This is a genomic window from Streptomyces sindenensis (genome assembly GCF_014649035.1).
In the GTDB taxonomy this organism is placed as follows: domain Bacteria; phylum Actinomycetota; class Actinomycetes; order Streptomycetales; family Streptomycetaceae; genus Streptomyces; species Streptomyces sindenensis.
Map to the genome: position 1 here is coordinate 160,662 of NZ_BMSG01000012.1, position 23,645 is coordinate 184,306.

The 23,645-nt window shown below is 70.4% G+C and carries 16 protein-coding genes; 11 read left to right on the forward strand and 5 right to left on the reverse strand.

What is annotated here, in order from left to right:
* Positions 1-107: 107 nt before the first annotated feature.
* The 4 genes from IE145_RS16140 to eccE all read right to left on the reverse strand — a co-directional run bounded on the left by IE145_RS16140 (position 108) and on the right by eccE (position 6,005).
* Complete coding sequence (locus IE145_RS16140; protein ID WP_189525728.1) at positions 108-3,182, reverse strand: SCO5717 family growth-regulating ATPase; 3,075 nt, start codon at positions 3,180-3,182, stop codon at positions 108-110.
* 360 nt (positions 3,183-3,542) lie between these two features.
* A complete protein-coding gene (locus tag IE145_RS16145) occupies positions 3,543-3,776 on the reverse strand; it encodes a DUF397 domain-containing protein (protein ID WP_010061864.1) in 234 nt (77 codons plus the stop codon).
* A 151-nt stretch (positions 3,777-3,927) separates the two neighbouring features.
* Positions 3,928-4,638, reverse strand: coding sequence for a hypothetical protein (locus IE145_RS16150; protein WP_032770050.1), 711 nt, complete (start codon positions 4,636-4,638; stop codon positions 3,928-3,930).
* Positions 4,635-6,005: a type VII secretion protein EccE gene (gene eccE / locus IE145_RS16155; protein ID WP_189525729.1), complete on the reverse strand. Its 1,371-nt coding sequence runs from the start codon at positions 6,003-6,005 to the stop codon at positions 4,635-4,637. Before eccE ends, IE145_RS16150 begins: the two co-directional genes overlap by 4 nt.
* Before the next feature lie 195 nt (positions 6,006-6,200).
* On the opposite strand from eccE, the gene eccB reads away from it, so the two are divergent.
* From eccB to IE145_RS16190, 7 genes are all read left to right on the forward strand, one after another.
* On the forward strand, positions 6,201-7,733 hold the full coding sequence (eccB, locus tag IE145_RS16160) for a type VII secretion protein EccB (RefSeq protein WP_189525730.1): 1,533 nt from the start codon (positions 6,201-6,203) through the stop codon (positions 7,731-7,733).
* 2 nt (positions 7,734-7,735) lie between these two features.
* Positions 7,736-9,019 (forward strand): type VII secretion-associated serine protease mycosin, encoded by a 1,284-nt coding sequence (mycP, locus tag IE145_RS16165; RefSeq protein ID WP_189525731.1) that lies wholly within the window; start codon positions 7,736-7,738, stop codon positions 9,017-9,019.
* Positions 9,020-9,197: 178 nt separating this feature from the next.
* A complete protein-coding gene (locus IE145_RS16170) occupies positions 9,198-9,665 on the forward strand; it encodes a DUF2563 family protein (RefSeq protein WP_189525732.1) in 468 nt (155 codons plus the stop codon).
* Positions 9,662-11,299 (forward strand): hypothetical protein, encoded by a 1,638-nt coding sequence (locus tag IE145_RS16175; protein WP_189525733.1) that lies wholly within the window; start codon positions 9,662-9,664, stop codon positions 11,297-11,299. The genes IE145_RS16170 and IE145_RS16175 overlap by 4 nt, the downstream gene beginning before the upstream one ends.
* Positions 11,300-11,327: 28 nt before the next feature.
* Positions 11,328-12,572, forward strand: a complete 1,245-nt coding sequence (locus tag IE145_RS16180) for a S8 family serine peptidase (RefSeq protein WP_189525734.1) — start codon at positions 11,328-11,330, stop codon at positions 12,570-12,572.
* A gap of 72 nt (positions 12,573-12,644) precedes the next feature.
* The gene (locus IE145_RS16185; protein ID WP_189525735.1) at positions 12,645-12,986 is read left to right on the forward strand and encodes a WXG100 family type VII secretion target; all 342 of its coding nucleotides are present in this window, start codon (positions 12,645-12,647) and stop codon (positions 12,984-12,986) included.
* A gap of 36 nt (positions 12,987-13,022) precedes the next feature.
* Positions 13,023-13,319, forward strand: a complete 297-nt coding sequence (locus IE145_RS16190) for a WXG100 family type VII secretion target (protein WP_189525736.1) — start codon at positions 13,023-13,025, stop codon at positions 13,317-13,319.
* A 168-nt stretch (positions 13,320-13,487) separates the two neighbouring features.
* Here IE145_RS16190 and eccCa read toward each other — a convergent pair whose 3' ends face one another.
* Positions 13,488-17,462: a type VII secretion protein EccCa gene (gene eccCa / locus IE145_RS16195; protein ID WP_189525737.1), complete on the reverse strand. Its 3,975-nt coding sequence runs from the start codon at positions 17,460-17,462 to the stop codon at positions 13,488-13,490.
* A gap of 274 nt (positions 17,463-17,736) precedes the next feature.
* Between eccCa and eccD the strand changes: the two genes are divergently transcribed.
* The 4 genes from eccD (at position 17,737) to IE145_RS16215 (ending at position 23,629) form a co-directional block, all read left to right on the forward strand.
* On the forward strand, positions 17,737-19,239 hold the full coding sequence (gene eccD / locus IE145_RS16200; protein WP_189525738.1) for a type VII secretion integral membrane protein EccD: 1,503 nt from the start codon (positions 17,737-17,739) through the stop codon (positions 19,237-19,239).
* Between the two features lie 194 nt (positions 19,240-19,433).
* Positions 19,434-19,724, forward strand: coding sequence for a 30S ribosomal protein S15 (gene rpsO, locus IE145_RS16205; protein ID WP_006127995.1), 291 nt, complete (start codon positions 19,434-19,436; stop codon positions 19,722-19,724).
* 315 nt (positions 19,725-20,039) lie between these two features.
* Positions 20,040-22,253 carry a polyribonucleotide nucleotidyltransferase gene (locus IE145_RS16210; protein ID WP_030197692.1) on the forward strand — a complete coding sequence of 738 codons (2,214 nt, stop codon included), beginning with the start codon at positions 20,040-20,042 and terminating at the stop codon, positions 22,251-22,253.
* Positions 22,250-23,629 carry a M16 family metallopeptidase gene (locus tag IE145_RS16215; RefSeq protein WP_189525739.1) on the forward strand — a complete coding sequence of 460 codons (1,380 nt, stop codon included), beginning with the start codon at positions 22,250-22,252 and terminating at the stop codon, positions 23,627-23,629. Before IE145_RS16210 ends, IE145_RS16215 begins: the two co-directional genes overlap by 4 nt.
* Positions 23,630-23,645 lie beyond the last annotated feature (16 nt).

The following is a 23,645-nucleotide window of genomic DNA, read 5'->3' on the forward strand; positions in this document are numbered from 1 at the left end:
AAACCGCGTGTGGGCTGCGGGAATGCGGAAGGGCCCGCACCGCGTGAGCGATGCGAGCCCTCATTGGTCTCAACCACTTCGGCCGTTCCGGCGGCCCTGCCACCGGTCTACTGCTGCGGTGCCGGCGGCGGCTGCGGAGGCGTCTGCTGCCACCCGGCGGGAGGCACCGGGCCCTGCGGATCGGCCTGGCCTGCCGGGTTGCCCGTTCCGCCCTGCTGATCCGGCTGCCCCTGCTGCGGCACACCGGCGCCGGGCGTGGCCGGCCCGGCCTGCGGGGGAGGCGTCTGCTGCCACCCGTTCTGCGGTCCGCCCGGCGCCGGCTGCGGCGGGTAGGGGGCCTGGGGCGCCCCCGGCTGCCCGGCCGCCTGATATCCCCCGTACGGCGGCTGCCCGCCGTAGGGCTGACCGCTGTAGGGCTGCTGGCCCGGCTGGGGCTGCTGCGGCTGCCCGGGGTGCTGGGGCTGCTGGCCCGGCTGGGGCTGTGGGGCGTAGGGCTGACCGGGGCCGGGCTGCTGGGGTGCGTACGGCTGCTGACCCGGGATCTGCTGACCGGGCATCGGCTGTCCCGCCGCGGGCTGACCCGGCATCGGCTGGCCCTGGCCGCCGTGGCCCGGGTGGCCCTGCTGGCCGGGCAGGGGCGGGGCGTACTGCGGCGGCGGGTTCTGGCCGTCCGCCGTCCACAGTCCCTGCTGCTGCTGGGCGCGCGCGAAGTCCTCGGCCACCAGTGCCGAGAGGTGGAAGTACGCCTCACGGGTCTTGGGCCGCATCATGTCGAGGTCGACCTCGGCGCCCGCCGCCAGGTGCTCGTCGAACGGTACGACGACGACGCCGCGGCAGCGCGTCTCGAAGTGCTGCACGATGTCGTCCACCTTGATCATCTTGCCGGTCTCGCGGACCCCGGAGATGACGGTGAGCGAACGCTGCACCAGGTCCGCGTACCCGTGCGCCGAGAGCCAGTCCAGCGTCGTGGAGGCACTGGAGGCGCCGTCGACCGAGGGGGTCGAGATGATGATCAGCTGGTCGGCGAGGTCGAGGACCCCGCGCATCGCGCTGTAGAGCAGCCCGGTGCCCGAGTCGGTGAGGATGATCGGGTACTGCTTCCCGAGCACCTCGATCGCGCGCCGGTAGTCCTCGTCGTTGAACGTCGTCGAGACGGCCGGGTCCACATCGTTGGCGATGATCTCCAGGCCGGAGGGCGCCTGCGAGGTGAACCTGCGGATGTCCATGTACGAGTTGAGGTACGGGATCGCCTGGACCAGGTCGCGGATGGTCGCCCCGGTCTCGCGGCGCACGCGGCGCCCCAGCGTACCGGCGTCCGGGTTGGCGTCGATGGCGAGGATCTTGTCCTGCCGCTCGGTGGCCAGCGTCGATCCGAGGGCCGTGGTCGTGGTGGTCTTGCCCACGCCGCCCTTGAGACTGATGACGGCGATGCGGTAGCAGGACAGCACCGGCGTACGGATCAGGTCCAGCTTGCGCTGCCGCTCGGCCTCCTCCTTCTTGCCGCCGAGCTTGAACCGGGAGGCGGCGGAGGGGTTACGGCTGCTCTTGGCCTTCTGCTTGCCCCGCACCAGGCGGTCGGAGGAGAGCTCGACGGCCGCGGTGTACCCGAGCGGGGCGCCCGGCACGGACCGCTCGCGCTGGTCGTGCGCGACCGGGGTGGGCCAGGCGCCGCCCGCGCGCGGGTCGACGGGCTGCTGCGGCGGCTGGGCCTGGGCCGGGGGCTGGCCTTGAGCTGGGGGCTGGGGCTGAGCCTGGGGCTGCCGGCCGTACGCCTCCGGCTGCTGCGGGGCGGCGGGGGCGGGGAGGTTCGGGGTGCCCTGGGCGGGGAAGGGCGCGGGGGGCTGCTGGCCCGGCTGGCCTTGCTGCGGGGGCTGCGGTGCGCTGGGTGCCTGCCCCGGCTGCTGGCCCGGCTGACCCGGCTGCGGGAAGCCGTAGCCGCCCTGCGGCGGGAACCCGTAGCCGCCCGCGCCCTGCGGGGCCTGGGGGTGGGCCTGCGGCGGCAGCGGTGCGCTCGGCCCGGTCCCCGGGTGGCCGGGCTGACCGGGGAACGGCTGCTGCTGGTGCGCCGGCTGGGGGGCCTGGGGTGCCGGGGGTGCCAGCGGCGGTTGGCCGGCCGGGCCCGCCTGGGGGAAGCCGTAGCCGCCGGGCGCCTGGTCCGCCGGGGCGGCGCCGGGCCACTGCGCCGCGGGCTGCGGTGCGGAGGGCGCCGGGGCGGCCGGCTGGAACGCGGGCGGCAGGGGCGGCAGGGCGCCGCCCTGCGCGGGCGGCGACCACGGCACCGGTGCGGCGGCGGCCTGCGGGGCGTCGGCGGCGGGCGGCGGCGCGTCCTGGGGCGGCGCGTCCTGAGGCGCGGCATCCTGCGGTACGACGTCCTGCGGTACGACGTCCTGCGAACCCGGGTCCGTAACGGCGGCGTCGGGGGCGGCGGGCGCGTCGTCGGAGCCGGGAGTCCCGTCCGTGCCGGTGCCGGTGCCGGTGCCGGTCGCGTCGCCGTCGTCCTTGGTGTCCGCGGAAGTCACGTCCGTACGGGAGTCGGCGTCCGTGAGCGAGGCGGGAGAGGCCGACGGCTCGGAGGACGTACCGGACGAGGACGCACCCGACACGGAAGCGTCCTCGGAGCCCGTGCCGGACGAGGCCGGGGCATCGCCCTCCGCAGCCTTCTCATCCTTCTCCTCGCTCTGTGCCCCGGCAGCGGACGCCGCCGCGGCCTCCGCCTCGCGATCCGCGATCTCCCGCTTCAGCGCGGCGGGCGAGAACCGCATCGTCGCGCCGCTCTCCACATCGCCACCGCCGAACGGACCGGCATCCGCGGCCGGAGCGGGCGTCTGCGGTGTCTGCGGCGTCTGAGGCGTCTCCGGGACGGCGGGTGCGGCCGGGGCCTCCCCAGCCGAGGGAGCAACCGGCTCGGCGGACGCCGGCGGTGCGGGCGCCCAGGTGGGCTCGAAGTCGCCGGGCGCCGCCGACAGGTCGGGCGAGGACACGGGCGCCCCGACCGGCGGCGGAGGGGGAGCCAGATGCGAGCCCGCTCCTCCCGACGAGTCCCCCGCCGCGTTCTGCGTGTACCAGGCGGGAGGGGTGTAGTCGATGGTGAACTCACCCGTCATCTCGGCGGGATCCGCGTCGGACGACTCGTCGACGGGCAGGTCCCATCCGCCGCGGATCTCGTCCCGATCGCCGTTCACTTTGCCTCCTGGTGTGGTCGAGCACCCTTGTGCCGTGGTGGGTGGGGGCGACCGTTCCCGATGTGCCGGTCCGCCCGGCTCTCCCCCTTGCGACGCGCATCACCTGCTCGCAGGTTTCTTCTGCCGCGCCCCACCCACCCTAATCGCCATCCGGCGAACTCAGGCAGGCGTAGGGCACGGCAAAACCCGCCCCACGGGCCCCGTGTCACGGCCCGGTGAACCAGGTGTGAGGGAAGGACGGTCGCGAGACGGGCATTTACGGCCATACGCGTACAGGGGCGAAGGGGGAAAGGCCACTTCGCCGGGCCGCCCACCACCGTGCCCGCGCCCCCGGGGCGACGAAACCGCCCGACGCCGGACCTACGTGAGGTCGAACTCACCGTCGCGAGCGCCCAGGACGAACGCCGTCCACTCCGCCTCCGTGTACCGCAGGACGGTGTCCGGGTCCAGTGAGGAACGCATGGCGACACCGCCGCCCGGCAGATGCGCGATCTCGACGCGCTCCTCCGCCTCCTCGGTGCCCGGGGCGCTGAGCCAGGTCACGTCGGAGATGTCGAGAGCGTAGAGCTCGTCCTTTTCCTGCTGGGTGCCCATGACTGGCGTCCCTTCGATCGAACGGATTCGGTGCGTGGTCCATGTTCCCCGGTGACAGGGGCGTCCGTGGGCCGAACGGGACAGCGAAACGGATGAGGAATGCGGGAACAGGACCGGGACCGGGACCGGGAACAGGGAAACGGGGCAGGAATCAGTCCATCCGGCGAGCTGTGCCCAGCAGACCGGTCTCGGCGTCGGTCGGGTTCGTCATCACCCAATGGTGTTCCCGCCCCGCGACCCACAGGGTGACCCCGTCCGCCAGCGTGGGCAGCGCCTCGTACTCGGCGCGCGCGAGCCCCAGGATCCGGCCGATCTGCTCGGCCTCGCCGGGGGAGACCCGCTGGACGCCCACCAGCGCCGAGGACCGCATCAACCGCGGTGCGACGGGGCTCAGATAGGGCAGCAGCGTCAGCACGGACTGCCACGGCGAGGACACCACCCGGCCCCGCGGCGGCCGCATGCCGCAGTCCCGTACGACGACCACGGGGCTGCCCACGGTCGCACCCGTCGGCGGAACGCGCCCCACGTCGTACAGGGACACGCACTCAAGACCGGCGCCGGCCGCCTGGGCGAGCGTGGTCCAGGCCTGGACGCGACCGGTCTCGACCGCCACCCGGGCGCCGGTGCCCGCCGCCCGCAGCGCCAGGACCTGCGCCGTCCACAGCCCGCCGATCAGCGTGACGTCGTACGGCACCGGGCGGTGGAACCCGATCAGCTGCGGCTTGTTGTTCGCGTCGTTGCCGATGATCACGCCGTCGTCGCCGACCGGCAGCGACAACGCGCCCAGATGGTCCGCGGGCACGGTGTGACCCGCGTGCCGGGGGCCGCGCAGCCCGCGCCGGGGTTCGGTCCGGTTGCTCACTGTGCGCCTCCCAGCGGGAGCGTGGCCAGGACACCCGGCAACTGCTCGCGGTCCAGCCGTACGAGACCCACCTTGGCGTGCCGGGCGGCCTGCTCCAACGTCCTTCTCACCCCGATGAGTTCGGTGTCCGAACCACCGGTGACCCGCACATGGCCGACCACGCTCGTCGAGCCCTGCCGCGCCCCTCGGCGCACCGTCAGGCTGAACGTCGTCGCGTACGCGGGAACCGACGTCAACAGCGCGACCAGTTGCGGCAGCGGCGTCGCGCCCCGCCCCAACTCGGGCCAGCGGTCCACCGCGTACGTCGTGTGCCAGCGGTCGTCGCACCGCCAGACCCGCGACGTCTCCATGGTGCGCCGCTGCGGTGCGGCGTCCGGGCGGCCCGCCCGACCCGACAGGATGGGATTGGCGCACGCGGAGGTGGCCACCGCGGAGTTCAACTCGTCCTGGTCCAGCACCGCGGCCTGGAAACCGGCGCCCGTGATCCGGCTCGCGACATGGTCGGCGACCCGCACCAGACAGCGCTGCGCCCCCTCGACACCGCCGCCGCGCGCCTCGATGGCCTCACGGCACAGCTCCGGATCCAGCTTCACCGCCACCCAGGTCATCCGCAGGGCGGGCGCACCCGTCTGGTCCTGCAACGGCGCGTACGAGAGCCGGGCCACCGACTGCTGCGGCAGATGAGGGGCCGGGGCGCACCGCACCTGCTGCACCAACTGCGCCGACTCCACCACGATGTCGTCCACCGTGAGGGCGTCGCCCAGCAGCGACAACGGGAGCGACCGGGCGCCGAACGCGGGCCGCAGCGCCTCGCCGCTCGCCTGCACCCGCACCACGGCGGTCAGGAACGTACCGTCGCCGAGCATCCCCACCGTCCGGTGGTTCCGGTCGACATGGACGTGCGGGGCGAAGCCGGGCACGTTCTCGGCGACCGGGGCCAGCATCGGCTCCGCGTCCGCGTCCGCGGACGGCGCGGCGGAGGCGGCCCGGCGCCGGGCCCGCAGCCCCAGAGCGCTCGACACCCAGTCCTGGAGCGCGCGGCCCCGTCGGCGTACCAGCGCGAGCGCGACCAGCAGACACAGCAGCACGAGCGAGGGGATCAGCCACGCGCCGCCCAGCGCCGCGCCCACGGCGGCGATCACGAGACCCAGCTCGACGATCACGAGCTGACGCAGAACGGGGCGCACCCGGTCGGTCCGCGAGATCGAACGCAAGGTCGTCGCGGCAGGTGCGGCCGGCCCGGGAGAGGCGGAACGCGAGGACGGATCGGGGGCCGTTGCGGGCGGCTGGTTGCTGCGTTGCCTCCGGGAAGTCCCGGCGGCCCGACGGCCGGCCCGCCCGGTACGCTCGCGCGTAGCTGCACCCATCGCCGCGTTGCCCCCTCGTGTCCGTATTCACCGCTTTTTGCACGGGTGTTGATCGGGTCGTCACCCTACCTGAGCACGGGGAGCGGAAGCCCAGCAGGCATAGTAGGGACGCGGTACGGCAGCGGGGGCCGATGGTGCGTGTGGGACCCTGCTCCGATCGCTTTCGATCACCGGGGACGAAGGGTCAGCGGACACATGGCATCACGGCGGGACGAGCTCAACGCCTATACCTTTGCGAAGCGGAGGTTGATCGCACAGTTCCTGCAGCCCAACCCCACCGGTTCCGAGGAAGGCGCCCCCCGGCCGCTGCGCGCGGTGCTGCCCGGGGCCATCATCGCCGTCGTGGTTCTCGCCGTGTTCGGCGCCTGGGGCATGTTCAAGCCGGTGGCCCCCCAGAAATGGGACACCCCCAAGGAACACGTCATCATCGCGAGCAAGTCCACCACCAGGTACGTGGTGTTGACGACCGACGGCAAGAAGCAACTGCACCCCGTTCTGAACATGGCCTCCGCGAAGCTCCTGCTCGCCCCGGACAAGGGCACCGTCGTCAACGTCAACGAGTCCGTCCTGGACAACGGCAAGATTCCGCACGGCGCCACCCTCGGTATCCCGTACGCCCCCGACCGGCTGCCCGATGCCAAGCAAGCGGGCGCGGCCAAACGCTGGGCGGTCTGCGAACGCCCCGGTGAGGGGGGCCGGGCGATCCAGAAGGCGACCTTCATCTTCGCCGAGCGCGAGGAGAAGAAGACGGAGGGGAAGAACGCCCTGCGGGGCGGCGAGCTGATGTACGTCGAGGGCCCGGACCGGACCCGCTACATCGTCGACGCCTCCGGCAAGGCCTACCCGGTCCAGAAGGACGAACTGCTCCTGCGCACCCTGGTCGACCAGAACTCCAAGCCCCAGCGGGTCTCCGCCGCCTGGCTGGCCACGTTGCACACCGGGGACCCGATCACCTTCCCGACCGTGGACGGCACCCCCGGCGCCCCCGCCGGTGCCCCCGGCACCCTGGACGAGCAGACGAACCGCGTCGGCATGGTCCTCACCGCGACGGCGGGAACCAAGACCCAGAGCTACGTCGTCCTGCCGGGCAGGGTCGCCCCGGTCTCCGACTTCACGGCCAAGCTCCTGCTCAGCAGCCGGCAGCTGGTCCCCCTCAAGCAGGCGGGCACGGCGAAGCCGGTGAGCGCCGCCGAACTCCAACCGGGCGCCCCGTTCGGCCAGGGGAGGGACTGGCCGGTCGACAGGCCCGAGCCCGTCAACTCCCCTGACGTCAAGAAGGGCAGCCGGAACACCGTGTGCAACGTTCTGCGGGGCGTGGACGCCGACAGCGGCGCCACCACCCTGAGCACCTGGGTGGGTACGAGCTTCCCCGCGACGCTCCCCACCGGCTCCAGCAGCGCCTACGTCACCCCCGGATCGGGTGAGTTCTTCCGCCAGTTCAAGGGTTCCACGACCAGCGCGGGTTTCCTCTTCCTGGTCACCGACACCGGCCTGCGCTACGCGATGCAGTCCAACAGCGACAGCGGCAGCGGCCGGGGCGACTCCGGCATCGGCGAATCCGGCAGCAAGAAGGAGCGGGAGGCCCAGCAGCAGGAGGCGCAGCAGGCGCAGAACCGGCTCGGCTACAAGGACGTCGACCCCAACCCCGTACCCGCGACCTGGTCCTCACTCCTGCCGACCGGCCCCCGGCTCTCCACCGGCGCGGCCCGCCAGCCGCAGGGATCGTGACGATGGCAGACACCTCCACCGCCGGCCTCACCGTCGGCCGGACGGCCCGCCGACTCGCAACGGCCCGCCGCCTCGCAACGGCCACGGCGGCAACGGCCGTTCTCCTGATCACCCTGCCGGTGACCTCCGCGGCGGCGGAAGACTCGACCCAGTGCACGTTCCCGTCCAAGAAGTACCCGGGCCGTCCCTGGGCCTTGCAGCGCGTCCTGCTGGACGAGCTGTGGAAGCAGTCCACCGGAAAGGGCGTCCGGGTCGCGGTCATCGACACCGGCGTCGACATCAAGAACGACCAGCTCAGGTCGGCGGTCGACGTCAAGGCAGGGCGCAACTACCTCCCGAAGGGCCTCAAGACCGAGGACGGCACGAAGATCGAGCGCGGCAAGGAGAACGGCACCACGGACACCGTGGGCCACGGCACCAAGGTCGCCGGGATCATCGCCGCCCGCGAGGCGAAGGGCACCGGCTTCAGCGGCCTCGCCCCCGACGCGACGATCATCCCGATCCAGCAGAACGACGCCGAGGGCCACGGCAACACGGCGACCCTCGCCAGGGCGATCACCTACGCCGCCACCGAGGCGAAGGCCGACATCATCAACATCTCCCAGGACACGGCCGACGCCGTAAAACCCTCCACGGAGCTGAAACGGGCCGTCGACAGCGCCCTCGCCCGGAACATCGTGGTCGTCGCCTCGGCGGGCAACGACGGACTCGGCGGAAACGTCAAGGAGACCTACCCGGCCTCCTTCAAGGGCGTCCTGGCCGTCGCCTCCTCCGACCGCAACAACGAGCGAGCGCCCTTCTCCCAGTCGGGAGACTTCGTCGGCATCGCCGCCCCCGGGGTGGACGTCATCTCCACGGTCCCCGGCGGCGGACACTGCTCCGACAACGGAACCAGCTTCTCCGCCCCGTACGTCGCCGGGGTCGCCGCCCTGATCAGGGCGAAGCACCCCGACTGGACGCAGGGGCAGATCGTCGCGCAGATCCAGCAGACGGCGGAGCGCTCCATCGCCGGCCACGACAGCGCAGTCGGCTGGGGCGTCGTCGACCCGGTACGCGCCCTCACCGAGGACGACAAGCCGATCGACCGCCCGATCGCGAGCGAGGGCATGAGCAAGGGCAAAGCCCCGACCCCCGCCGAACTCCACCTGGGCGAGACGGCCGACGAGCGGAACGCCCGCCTGGCGACGTACGTCATGGTCGGCGGCGGCGTCCTGGTGGCGGCCATCGCGGGCACGGCAGTGGCGGTACGGGACAGACGACGACGCCTGGAACGAGCGGCGGGGTGAGGCGGAGCGGAGGAACGGTAGAGGTTCCAAAGGCCCGTCAGACGACCGGTCATGAGACAAGTCACGTGGCCACCAAGTCGATTGGCGCTGTCCTAGGCAGTGACTAGAGTTGTTGCGATGAGATCGGATCGGACCGTGTCAGTGCGATAGCAACGCGGAACGAGCCGAGCAAACGGGGATGCAGAACGGGGAGGTCGGCGCTGTGGCCGAAGACGGTACGGGTGATCTCAAGCGCGGGGTGGGCGCGCTGGAGAAGTTCAAGAAGAGCGTGGACGCCCTGCTGGCGGACTTCGAGGGTTCGGCGGCCAGCAAGTCGAAGGTCGCCGACCAGAAGATCACGCGGGCCTCACTGAGCGGCCAGAACGCTTGCTTCGCGGAGGCGGACGGCCTGTACACCCAGTACAACCGGGTCCACTCCTCCCTCGTCTCGCTCTCCAAGTCCTTGGGCGACCAGATCGAGTACCTGAGCTTGGGGGTGCATGCGGCGGCGGTGGGTTTCGACAACGTTGAGGACGACGTCAGGCGAAGGTTCCACGAGATCCAGACCCGCCTGTACGAAGAGAACGAGAAGCACGCCAAGGCTGAAAAGAGTCCTGAGAAGACCAGCGACGACAAGCAGTTCGAATCCGGATGGGGGGCGGAATGAGCGACGACAAGCAGGGGAACCTGACGCCTGCCGAGCAGCGGGCGCAGGATCAGGCTCAGGTCAAGATCCAGATGGCGCAGACGGACATCTCCGAGGCAATCGGTCGGATGCCCTTCGCCGGCGGGCCCGTCGGCCGTACCTCCTTCGAGGGATTCCAGCTCAACTCCATGATCGACCTGGTGGAGAACACCAAGCCGGAGGACCTGGAGAACGCGGGCAAGTCGCTCTGGGACGCCAGGGACGCCATCAAGAAGGCGGCTCAGGAGCTGGAAGACAACATGAAGGGGGTCGACTGGCACGGCGAGTCCGGCACGGCCTTCCGCGCCTTCGGCAAGGGCCTGGTCGCCCATGCCCGGAAGCTGGGCGACTTCGCGGACGTGGCGGGCACGCAGATCACGGTCGCGGGCACCGGCCTGGCCTCCGTACGCAGCGCCATGCCGCCCCGCGACACCCGCCAGGTCCGCAAGAGCCCGGACGACATCGAACTCCCGGGCCGGGTCGCGGACAACCCGGAGTACCAGGCGGCCCTCAAGGTGGAGAAGGACCGCCAGGAGGCCATTAACCAGATCAACCGGCTGGCCTCGTACTACTCGGTCTCGGGGGAGCGGCTGGAGGGGGAGGAGCCGCCGCGGTTCGATAAGCAGCTGGGTATCACTGTGCCGCCTCCGATCAGGGACCGCGATAGGAATCCGTCGTCTGGTGTTGTCGGGGAGCGCTCCGAAAGTCTCGGTAGCAGCGGAGTTTCGGACGCTGCGGGACGCACGAACTCAGCGCACTCTGTTCCCGTGAGTGCGAACAGTCGACCACCGGCCGAGATCATTGGCTCAGTGCCCCTGCCGGACAGGATCGTCGGCACGGAGATCAACACCGTCGCGCCTCCGCAAGCGCCGACGCCGATCACTGCCACGCCACCGCAACCGTCACCGACGCCCACGACGGGGCCGACCGGAACTCCACCGACGTTCATGCCGCCCACTCTCACCAACCCTGTGCAAGGCGGCACGAAGCGTTCAACGGGGCCGACAGGCATGCCGCGAACGGTCAGCCAGGCCGGCCAGGGCATGGGCAGAGCTCAGTCCACGGGGGCAGGCCCCGTCGCCAAGGGGCAGAGCGGTCCCCCGATCGGCCGACCCGGCCCGATGGGCGGAGGGGCGTTCAATGGTCGTCCGCCGGTCGGACCACAGTCGCAGGCGCCGACTGCCGGTCGGCCCGCCATGGGCCCCGGTGGTACGTCTACCGGCGCCGGTCCCCGTGCGGGAGGCAGGAGCGGCATCGTGGGTGGAACGCCCCAGCAAGTTTCGCCTCAAGGAAGAGCCGCTGGCGGAGGCTCAGCACAGCGCGGCGTGATCGGGGGGCGTGGAGCACCTGCTGCTTCCTCTCGTCCCGGAGGGCGAGCCACTCCCGCCTCCGGAGCCAACGGAGTCGTCGGCGCACCCCGCAAGGCTGTGGGAACCGGCTCGAACGCCCAGGGCTTCACCGCCGGTGGCTCGGGCCTCGTACGGGGTCCCGCAGGCCGCCGGGGCAAGGGCCGGGAGGACGAAGCCAACGGGTCGACCCGCCCCGACTACCTGACAGAAGACGAAGAGACGTGGAATGCCGGACGGCGCGGGGCTGTGCCGCCGGTGGTCGAGTAGCAGTCCCAGGGAAGGTACGGAAGTCGGGATGACAGCAGGAATGGGCCGAGCTCGGAGGCGCGTGCGTGTGCTCGGCACGCTGGCTGTGGCCGCTTCGTGGAGTGTCCTGTTCGTTGGCGCGGCGCAGCCTGCCGCAGCTGACACACAAGCGAAGCAGTGGCACCTCGGCGCGATGCAGGCCGAAGACATGTGGAAGGTCACGACTGGCGAAGGCATCAAGGTCGCTGTCATCGACACGGGGGTGAACCCGTCCACGCCGTCGCTCCAGGGACAAGTCCTCAAGGGAGTCGATGCAACAGGGGCACCGGGCGACGAAACCGATGACTATGAGGGTCACGGTACGACGATGGCGGAGCTGATCGCGGGGACGGGCAAGGGGGGTGGCCTGAAGGGAATTGCCCCGGGGGTCAAGATCATTCCTCTCCGCATCGCCCTGGATGAGTTTGAGGAGGAGAAACCCTCCGCCGCGGTTCAGGACTCCGCGAATGCCATCCGCGCTGCGGCCGAAAGCGACGCGCGGATCATCAGCATGTCCTTCAGCGGTCGGCACTACTCTCCTCAGGAGCTTGAAGCGATCAAGCATGCAGAGAGCAAAGGGAAACTGCTCTTCGCGTCCGTAGGGAACAAAGGGCATAAGGAGAACGAACGAGGGTATCCAGCCGCCTATCCCCAGGTAGTGGGTGTCGCTTCAGCAGACCGCGACGGGAAGGTCTCGTACTACTCGCAGCACGCAGGCACGGTGGATGTTGCCTCCCCCGGAAGCGACGTTCCCCGTTGGTGCGACAACTCCTTCAAGAGCTACTGCGACGGCGACGGCGGCACCAGCGCCGCCACCGCCATCGCCTCCGCCTCTGCAGCCCTCGTCTGGTCCCTCCACCCCGACTGGACCGCCAACCAGGTCCTGAACGTTCTTCTCGACACAGCCGGGCGCGACTGGGAAGACGGCGTGCGCAGCAAGTACCTCGGCCACGGCCTCATCCGCCCCTCGATGAACGTCCTCAAGGGCAAGGGCGACCCCGGCGCCCCGGATATCAGCCCGCTCACCAAGGAGAAGACGACCGGTTCCGCCGAGTCGTCCGAGCCTTCGGCCTCCACCTCAGCCTCACCGCAGCCCGCCAAGAACGGCGCGGCGGGCGACAAGGCCGTGGCGGTGGAGGAAACCAACTCCTCCGACGACGGAAACCAGTTGGCCCTCATCATCGGCGTGGCCGCAGCCGTGGCCGTGCTCGGAGGGGTCGCCTACGCCGTGGTCCGCCGGCGTAAGGCCGCTTGACCACATGTTCCGCATGCACCGGCCGGCGCTTCACGCCGGCCTTGCAGAACCAACCGAAAGGGAAAGAGAACCATGGCAGACCAGAAGGTCTCAGATGCCGCACTCCTGAAGCTGGAGGGTGACCTCTCCATCAAGTTCGAAGCGGTCAAGGGGCAGGTCAAGAAGCTCCACGCAACGATCGACAACCTCGAAGGCAAGTGGCAGGGCATCGGTGCCAACCACTTCAACCTGAAGCAGACCGAGATCAACAACCGCATGGTCGATCTGGCCAAGCAGCTTGCCGGCTTCCAGGAGTCCATCAAGGCTGCCCGCACCATCTCGGGCGACAACGAGGACGAGATCCGCGCGGCTCTCACCAGTGTGGACGTTCAGGGTCCCACCAGCGGTGCGAAGAGCAGCCTGAACGACTTCTGACCCTCATCTCGTAACCAGAATTCAGCGGAGGACCCCATGGGAAAGAACGACGGCACGACAGTTGTCACTTACGCGAGCCTGGATCTCGCGGCCGGCGAGATCAAGAAGCAGGCCGCGCAGCTCGCGAGGGACCTCGACGAGATCAGGACCATGATCGCGAACGTTTCGGAGCTGTGGGAGGGTGAGGCCAAGCAGGCCTACACCACCGCGCAGAAAAGGTGGAAGGAGGACGCCAACGCCATCCGCGCCAACCTTGACGACATCGCCACGAAGGTCCTGGAGGCGTCGCCCACCTACCGCGCCGGTGACAAGCGCGCGGCGGCGAACTTCTGACCGAGTTCGCACAGCACGACACAGCAGAACATCAGGGTGGACATGCGCGGGAGATGTCCACCCTGAGCTGTCGCAGGACGCGACGTGAGCCGTCGCCCACGAAACGAGGAAGGTGCGGAGCCCCAACGGCTCCGCACCTTCCTCGTTTGACGATCCGGACCGGTCCCCCTACCCCTCCCCGCCCATCACCCCCGTCTGCACCAACGGGTTCCCCCGCCGCCGCGTCACGAAGATGCCCCGGCCCGGCGGCATCGGCCGCGGCCGTACGTTGCCCATGATGTCGCCCTCACCCGGGTCGCCCGACAGCATCAACCCCTGGGCGCCCAGCTCGATCATGCGCTGGAGGAAGGGTTCGTACAGGGCGCGGCCGGCCCCCGCCGAACTGCGGGCGATGATGAAGCGGACGCCCACGTCACGGGCGAACGGCAGCATCTCGGTGATCGGCGCCAGCGGGTTGCCGCTCGACGTGGCGACCAGGTCGAAGTCGTCGATGACGACGTACACCGTGGGGCCCTGCCACCAGCTCTGGTCGCGCAGTTCCTGCGCTGTGACGTCGGCCGACGGCGTGCGGCGCTTCATCAGGTCGTACAGCGCCGTCATGTGATGTTCCATGTTGTTGGACATCGGGATGTACTCCGCCAGGTGCGAGCGCGGAGTCACGTCCAGCAGCGAACGCCGGTTGTCGATGACGAAGAGCTTGCAGGAATCACCGTCGTACCGCTCGGTGAGCTGCTTGATGATCAACCGCAGCAGGTTGGACTTCCCGGACTCGCTCTCGCCGAACGCCAGGAAGAACGGGTCCTGCTCGAAGTTCAGGTACACCGGCTCCAGGTTGTTCTCGTCGATACCGAAGGCGATACCGCGCTCCGGCACGGCGTGACCGGCCGGGAGTTCGCTCGCCGGGAGTTCCCGCGGCAGCAGACGTACCGCGGGAGCGGGCGGCGCCGTCCAGTGGCGGGCCACCTCCTGGTTCATCGCGGCGGTGGCCTCGGAGAGGTCGCTGTCGGAGTTGATGCCGTCGATCCGCGGCACCGCCGCCATGAAGTGCAGCTTCTCCGGCGTCTGGCCGCGGCCCGGCACCCCGGCGGGCACGTTGGCGGCCACCTTGCGGTCCAGCTCGGAGTCCATCACGTCGCCGAGCCGCAGCTCCAGGCGGTTCATGAGCTGGTCCTTCAGGCTGGCCCGCACCTCCATGGAACGCGACGCCGTGATGATCAGGTGGATGCCGTAACCGAGTCCGCGGGCGGCGATGTCCGTGACCGCGTCCTCAAGACCTTCGTAGTCCGTGCGGAAGCTGCCCCACCCGTCGATGACCAGGAAGACGTCGCCCCACGGCTGGTCCGTCACCGAGATGTCCCCGCGCGCCCGCAGCCGGCGGAACGTGGCGATGGAGTCGATCCCGGCGCTGCGGAAGTACTCCTCGCGCCGCGCCATGATGCCGTACACCTCGGCGACCGTTCGGCGGACCCGCTCCGGGTCGAGGCGGGACGCCACCCCACCGACGTGCGGCAGACCCGCGATCGAGGACATGCCGCCACCACCGAAGTCGAGGCCGTAGAACTGGACCTCCGCCGGTGTGTGCGTGAGCGCGAAACCGGCGATGATCGTCCGCAGCAGCGTCGACTTCCCCGACTGCGGACCACCGGTGATCTGCATATGGCCGGCCGCGCCGGAGAAGTCCCGGTAGAGGGTGTCGCGCCGCTGCTCGAACGGCTTGTCGATGACGCCGATCGGCGCGACCAGTCGGCCCGCCCCCTCGAAACCGGGTTGCGTCAGCCCCCGGCCCTGCACCGGGGAGAGCCCCGGCAGCAGCTCGTCCATCGACGGCGGATTGTCCAACGGCGGCAGCCAGACCTGGTGCGCGGAGGCCCCCCGGCCCTCCAGCCGGCGCACGATCACGTCGAGCACCGTGTCCGCCAGCGCGTCGTCCTCCGCCGAACGCTGCTCCGGTACGCCCGCGGCCGGCGTCGCCGGCCGGACGTACTGCACCGGAACCGGTGCGGCCGTGAACGGAACCGGCCTGCGGTCCACCGGCAGCGGACCCCCCGGCGCCGCCGCCCGGTGTCCGCCCGAGCGGTACACCCCGGAGACGTACGCGGCCTTGAACCGGACCATCTCCTCCGTACCGAACTTGAGCAGCCCGGAACCGGGAACGTTCGGCAGGTGGTACGCGTCCGGCACCCCGATCGCGGCCCGCGACTCCGCCGCCGAGAACGTCCGCAGACCCACCCGGTACGACAGGTACGTCTCCAGGCCGCGCAGCCGCCCCTCCTCCAGCCGCTGCGACGCCAGCAGCAGATGCACGCCCAGCGAACGGCCGATACGTCCGATCTGGACGAACATCTCGATGAAGTCGGGCTTCGCGGTGAGGAGTTCGCTGAACTCGTCGATGACCAGCACGAGCGAGGGGATCGGCTGCAGCGGCGCACCGGCCGCCCGCGCCTTCTCGTAGTCGTGGATGTTGGCGTAGTTGCCCGCGTCGCGCAGCATCTCCTGCCGGCGGTTGAGCTCCCCGCTGATGGAGTCACCCATGCGGTCGACCAGCGTCAGGTCGTCCGCGAGGTTGGTGATCACGGCCGCGACGTGCGGCATCTGCGCCATACCGGCGAAGGTCGCACCGCCCTTGAAGTCGGCGAGGACGAAGTTCAGCGTCTCCGAGGTGTGGGTGACGGCCAGGCCGAGCACCAGGGTGCGCAGCAGCTCGGACTTGCCGGAACCGGTGGCGCCCACGCACAGCCCGTGCGGGCCCATGCCCTCCTGCGCCGCCTCCTTCAGGTCCAGCATCACGGGCGTACCGTCCTCGCCCACACCGATCGGCACGCGCAGCCGCTCCGCCTGCGACCGCGGCCGCCAGGTCCGGCTGACCTCGATCGAGGCGGCGTCGCCCAGGTTCAGCAGATCGGTGAACTCCAGGTTGGCCAGGAGGGGTTCGTCGTCGTCCCCGCCCGTCGCCATGTGCAGCGGGGCCAGCTGCCGGGCGAGCGCCTCGGCCGCCTCGTAACTGAGCAGGTCCGGGACCCCGTCGTAGACCAGCCCCTGCCCCGACTCCAGCTGCAACGTCTTCGGCTGCACCACGATCGAGAGGCCCCCGCGGGCCCCCGTCACCTCACCCGGCACCACCTCGATGACCGTCACACCCTGCAGGCCCTCCGGCGATGCCAGCACCGACATGGGCGCCACCGACTCACCGTCCAGGATCACGACGACATGCGGCTGTTCCACGAGCGGCTGCCCGCCGGGCTGGAACCGTGGCCTGCCCTCCAGCCGGCCGGCCAGCAGATCCTCCAGGGCCGGCAGGCTGGTGGTGATCAGCCGCCTGCTCCCCGCCCCGTCGACGGGGCCCGGAGCCTGCGCGTGCGGCAGCCACTTCGCCCACTCCCACCGCGGCGCCGCCTCCGCACCCGTCGCGACCGCGATCACCAGGTCCTCGGGGGAGTGCAGGGAGGCCAGACCGCCGACCATCGCCCGCGCAGCCGAGCGCGCGGACTCCGCGTGACCGCTGATCGTCAGGTGGTAGAACGCCCGCAACGAGACGGCCATGGGCAGACCGTCCAGCGTGGAGTGCGTCGCCAGGAACTGCTGCATCGCCCCGGCGGCCAGCGGCTCCAGCTCGTCCACGGGCGCCGTCTCGGGCGCGATGAGCGGCGTCGCCAGCTCCTGGCTGCCGAGCCCGATCCGCACCTGCGCGAAGTCCGCGTCACCCGCGCGCCGCTCCCACACCCGGCTGCCCTCGGCGACGAGCGCCCACAGCTGCTCGGGAGAGGGGTGGAGGTAGAACTGCGCGTCGCGCTGCTTGCGGGCCGTCTTCAACACCGTACGCCGGGTCTGCGTCAGGTACTTCAGGTAGTCGCGGCGCAGATCCGCCAGCTCGCCCTGGGTGCCTCGTCGGTACCGTACGAGCATCGCGATGGCCATGCCGAGCGTCGAGGCGATCATGATCATGCCCATGATGCGCATGATCGGGTTCGGCGTCATGAAGAAGAAGACGACGGAACCACCCATGCCCAGCATCGGCAGGAGCTGCATCAGCGCCCCCTCCTGCTGGCCTCGGGGGAGTTCCGGCGGAGGTTGCAACTGCACCTGCTCGACCGGAACTTCGGTGGGCAGGGCCCGCGGGGGGCGCTTGACGACGATCTGGCTCACAGCTCACCAATTCCCTTGCCGGACGGAAGTGTTCCTATCGGCGCCCCCGTGGCGACGGGCCCCATCCGCGGGAAGGATCCTACTGGCGTGGCGCCACCCCCATGGCGGTAGGGTGTCGCGACGCGTGTACGCATCCGCTAACTGTCGTGCGAAGGCGGTCATTCGGGACGTACGGCGAAGCCGAAGCGCGGAACAGAGCAGAACGAGCTCAGTGGCGGCACGGGCCAGCATCAGCACAAGTCGGTATCAGCAGCAGGGGGAGCACCAGGTGACCATGACGGCCCAAGCGGCAGCCACCGGATCCGGTCGGCCGAGTCACGGGACCCCGTCCGGCAGCAGCACCGGATTCTGCCGGGTCACGGTCGTCGCGCCCGACGGCCGGGTGGACGTGGCCCTGCCCGAGGACATCCCCGTCGCCGACCTGTATCCGGAGATCCTCCGGCTGTCGGGACAGAGCCCCGTCCCCGGCGCACCGGTCGGTTACCACCTGGTCCGCCGCGACGGCACCGTCCTGGACAGCGCCCGGACGCTCGCCGGCCACCGCATCCTCGACGGCGAGCTGCTGTCGATGCGGCCCTTCTCCGAATCACTGCCCCCCGCGGTCTTCGACGACGTCTCGGACGCCGTCGCCACCGCCGTGGCCAAGGACCGCACGCTCTGGGGCGACGCCCTCATGCGCGGCGCCGGCCTCTTCGGCGGTTCCGTCCTGCTGTCCCTGCTCGGCTTCGTCCTGTGGACGGCCGACCCGCGCCACGACATGAACGGGCTGCCCGGCATCCTGGCGGCAGTCGTCGCCGTGCTCCTCCTCGCGTTCGCGGGCGTGCGTGCGCGGATCTACGACGACCGGGCCTCGTCGATCGCGCTCGGCATCGGCGCCCTGGTCAACGCGGCCGTCGCCGGCTCCGGCCTGCTGTCCCTGAGCGCCGGGCAGGGGATCGGACGGCTGCAGTTCCTGCTCGCCTGCGCGGCGGTCCTCGTGGTCGCGGTCATCCTGATGATCGTCGCGCCCGGCGGGGACGGCCCGTTCGTCGCGTTCGTCTTCGCGAGCGCCGTCGGCCTCCTGGTCACCTTCGTCGCGATCATGACCGGCATGCGGCCGATCGAGGCCGCCGCCGTGTGCTCCCCGCTCGCCGTCGGGGCCCTCGCCTTCCTGCCGGGACTCTCCACCCGCTTCGCCCGGATCCCCATCGGATTCGAGCCGCCCCGCACCACCGTCGGCGACTACGGGACCTCCGAGCCCGCGTCCACCGGCCCGGTCGACGCCGTACGCCTCGCCGCCCAGGCGCGGCGCGGCCACGAGCTGCTCCTCGGCCTGGTCGGCGGCTGCGCCCTGGTGGCCGTGGCGGCCGCCGCGGTGCTGGGCTTCTCGGACAGCGTCTGGGGCCAGCTGCTCGCCCTGGCCACCGGCGTCGCCATGCTCATGCGCGCCCACCTGTTCCGGTACACCGCCCAGGTCGGCTGTGCGCTCGCGGCGGGTCTCGCCTCCCTGGTGCTCCTCGGCCTCGGGCTCTCCCTGAACCCGCCGGTCGCCATCGTGCGCGACGCGCTGCGGGGCGACGGGGCCGCGCTCGACATCCGTACGGTGTGGCTCGCCGCGGCCGTCGCGGGCGTCGCCGTCCTGATCACCGCCATCGGCCTGATCGTGCCGAGCAAGGGCGTCACCCCGTTCTGGGGACGCTTCCTGGAGATCGCGGAGACGGTCGTCCTCCTGACGCTGCTCCCGCTCTGCCTCGCGGTATTCGACGTCTACCACTCGATCCGGGCCCTGACCAGCTGATGACCGGCCGGCCGGTCACCGGCGGGGCATGACCCGAACGGCTGGTAGTCTGTGCGGTGGCCGTTTGTGTACGCGCCCTCGGATCATCCTGGGGGCTGCGCTCATCGGACCTTCGCCTCCGAGTCACGGAAGCTCCCCTGAGACCAAGACCAGGGGCACTCGTGGGCGCTTCGAACATCACATGAGGAGTACGCGTGCCGCTCGACGCCGCTACGAAGAAGCAGATCATGGCCGAGTTCGCCCAGAAGGAGGGTGACACCGGATCCCCCGAGGTCCAGGTCGCCATGCTCTCCCGCCGGATCTCGGACCTGACCGAGCACCTCCGGACGCACAAGCACGACCACCACTCCCGTCGTGGTCTGCTGATCCTGGTCGGCCAGCGTCGCCGCCTCCTGCAGTACCTGGCCAAGAAGGACATCCAGCGCTTCCGTGCGCTCGTCGACCGCCTCGGCATCCGCCGTGGCGCGGCCGGCGGCGCCAAGTAAGGACGCTGTGGAGAGGGAGCGGTTCCCGCGTTTGAGGGGACCGCTCCCTTTGCCGTACGTGCAGGACCGGTGTCAAGCTCAGTAACCTGGGTGCAGCGACACCCGTAGGACGCAGGACCCGGCACGACCCGCAAGAACGAGCACGAACGAGGGAGAGGCGCTACGACGCCGCCGCCGGTCCTCGGTAGTGGCCCCCGGGAACATGCCCGGGAGCTTCGATCGAAGACCGGCCCGCATCCACGGTGCGCCTCTCCCGCACCGTCCCGCGCCACACGGGCGCGCGGACGAAAGACGACGAGTATGGAGAAACCACTAGTGGAGAACGAGACCCACTACGCCGAGGCCGTCATCGACAACGGCACCTTCGGCACCCGCACCATCCGCTTCGAGACGGGCCGCCTGGCCAAGCAGGCCGCCGGCTCCGCCGTCGCGTACCTGGACGACGACACCATGGTGCTGTCGGCCACCACCGCTTCCAAGCGGCCCAAGGACAACCTCGACTTCTTCCCCCTCACGGTGGACGTCGAGGAGCGGCAGTACGCGGCCGGCAAGATCCCCGGCTCCTTCTTCCGCCGCGAAGGCCGCCCCTCCGAGGACGCGATCCTCACCTGCCGTCTGATCGACCGCCCGCTGCGCCCGTCCTTCAAGAAGGGCCTGCGCAACGAGATCCAGATCGTCGAGACGGTCATGGCGCTCAACCCCGACCACCTGTACGACGTGGTCGCGATCAACGCCGCCTCCTGCTCCACCCAGCTCGCGGGCCTGCCCTTCTCCGGCCCGATCGGCGCCACCCGCGTCGCCCTGATCAAGGGCCAGTGGGTCGCCTTCCCGACGCACACCGAGCTCGAGGACGCCGTCTTCGACATGGTCGTCGCCGGTCGCGTCCTGGAGGACGGCGACGTCGCGATCATGATGGTCGAGGCCGAGGCCACCGAGAAGACCATCCAGCTCGTCAAGGACGGCGCCGAGGCTCCCACCGAGGAGATCGTCGCCGCCGGTCTGGAAGCGGCGAAGCCCTTCATCAAGACCCTCTGCAAGGCGCAGGCGGACCTGGCGTCCAAGGCCGCCAAGCCCGAGGGCGACTTCCCGGTCTTCCTGGACTACCAGGACGACGTCCTGGACGCCCTGGCCAAGGCCGTCACGCCCGAGCTGAAGCAGGCGCTCACCATCGCCGGCAAGCAGGAGCGCGAGACCGAGCTGGACCGCGTCAAGGAGATCGCCGCCGAGAAGCTCCTCCCGGAGTTCGAGGGCCGCGAGAAGGAGATCTCCGCCGCGTACCGCGCGCTGACCAAGAAGCTGGTCCGCGAGCGCGTCATCAAGGACAAGGTCCGCATCGACGGCCGTGGCGTCACGGACATCCGTACGCTCGCCGCCGAGGTCGAGGCCATCCCGCGCGTGCACGGCTCGGCGCTGTTCGAGCGTGGCGAGACCCAGATCCTGGGCGTCACCACCCTCAACATGCTCCGTATGGAGCAGCAGCTGGACACCCTCTCCCCGGTGACCCGCAAGCGCTACATGCACAACTACAACTTCCCGCCGTACTCCGTCGGTGAGACCGGCCGCGTGGGCTCGCCCAAGCGCCGCGAGATCGGCCACGGTGCGCTCGCCGAGCGCGCCATCGTGCCGGTCCTGCCGACCCGCGAGGAGTTCCCCTACGCGATCCGCCAGGTCTCCGAGGCGCTGGGCTCCAACGGCTCGACGTCCATGGGCTCGGTCTGCGCCTCCACCATGTCGCTGCTGAACGCCGGTGTGCCCCTCAAGGCCGCCGTCGCCGGTATCGCCATGGGCCTGATCTCGCAGGAGATCGACGGCAAGACCCACTACGTCGCCCTCACCGACATCCTCGGTGCGGAGGACGCCTTCGGCGACATGGACTTCAAGGTCGCCGGCACCAAGCAGTTCGTGACCGCGCTCCAGCTCGACACCAAGCTCGACGGCATCCCCGCCTCGGTCCTGGCCGCCGCGCTGAAGCAGGCCCGTGACGCGCGTCTGCACATCCTGGACGTCATGAACGAGGCCATCGACGTCCCGGACGAGATGTCCCCGAACGCCCCGCGGATCATCACCGTCAAGATCCCGGTGGACAAGATCGGTGAGGTCATCGGCCCCAAGGGCAAGATGATCAACCAGATCCAGGAGGACACCGGCGCCGACATCACGATCGAGGACGACGGCACCATCTACATCGGTGCCCAGCAGGGCTCGCAGGCCGAGGCCGCCCGCGCCACGATCAACGCGATCGCCAACCCGACCATGCCGGAGGTCGGCGAGCGCTACCTGGGTACGGTCGTCAAGACCACCACCTTCGGTGCGTTCGTCTCGCTCATGCCGGGCAAGGACGGTCTGCTGCACATCTCGCAGATCCGCAAGCTCGCCGGTGGCAAGCGCGTGGAGAACGTCGAGGACGTGCTCGGCGTCGGCGCCAAGGTCCAGGTCGAGATCGCCGAGATCGACTCCCGCGGCAAGCTCTCCCTCATCCCCGTCATCGAGGGTGAAGAAGACGAGAAGAAGGACGACACCGACAAGTGACGTCCCGTAGTTCCGCGACGACGGCCCGCACCTCCTCGGAGGGGCGGGCCGTCGCCCGTACCCAAACGCTTCTCAAGGGCAGCAACGGCATCGGAACGGTCCGCCGGACCGTCCTCCCCGGCGGTCTGCGGATCGTCACCGAGACCCTGCCCTCCGTCCGGTCCGCCACCTTCGGCATCTGGGCGAACGTCGGCTCCCGCGACGAGACGCCCACCCTGAACGGCGCGACCCACTACCTCGAACACCTCCTCTTCAAGGGCACCGCCAAGCGCACCGCCCTCGACATCTCCTCCGCGATCGACGCGGTCGGCGGCGAGATGAACGCCTTCACGGCGAAGGAGTACACCTGCTACTACGCGCGGGTCCTCGACACCGACCTGCCGCTGGCCATCGACGTCGTCTGCGACATGCTGACCGGCTCGCTGATCGCCCCGGAGGACGTCGACGCCGAGCGCGGAGTCATCCTCGAAGAGATCGCGATGACCGAGGACGACCCGGGCGACTGCGTGCACGACCTGTTCGCGCACACCATGCTCGGCGACACCCCCCTCGGCCGCCCCGTCCTCGGCACCGTCGACACGATCAACGCCCTGAACCGCGGCCAGATCGCCCGCTTCTACAAGAAGCACTACGACCCCACGCATCTGGTCGTCGCCGCCGCGGGCAACGTCGACCACGCCACGGTCGTGACCCAGGTCCGCCGCGCCTTCGAGAAGGCCGGGGCCCTCTCGCGTACGGACGCGGTGCCCATGGCGCCCCGCGAGGGCTCCCGCACCCTGCGCGCCGCCGGCAAGGTCGAGCTGCTGAACCGCAAGACCGAACAGGCCCACGTGGTCCTCGGCATGCCCGGCCTCGCCCGCACCGACGAGCGCCGCTGGGCGCTGGGCGTCCTCAACACCGCCCTCGGCGGCGGCATGAGCTCGCGCCTCTTCCAGGAGGTACGGGAGAAGCGCGGCCTGGCCTACAGCGTGTACTCGTACACCTCGGGCTTCGCCGACTGCGGCCTCTTCGGCGTCTACGCCGGCTGCCGGCCGAACCAGGTCCACGACGTCCTGAAGATCTGCCGCGACGAACTGGACCGGGTCGCCACGCACGGCCTGGACGACGACGAGATCACCCGCGCCATCGGCCAGCTCTCCGGCTCCACCGTCCTCGGCCTGGAGGACACCGGCGCGCTGATGAACCGTATCGGCAAGAGCGAGCTGTGCTGGGGCGAGCAGATGTCGGTCGACGACATGCTGGCCCGTATCGGGGAGGTCACCCCCGACGACGTACGGGAAGTGGCGGGCGAACTCCTCTCCCGGCGCCCCTCGCTCTCGGTCATCGGCCCGCTCAAGGACAAGCAGGCGGACCGCCTGGACGAAGCGGTCTCCTAATCCCCTAAGGAATCAA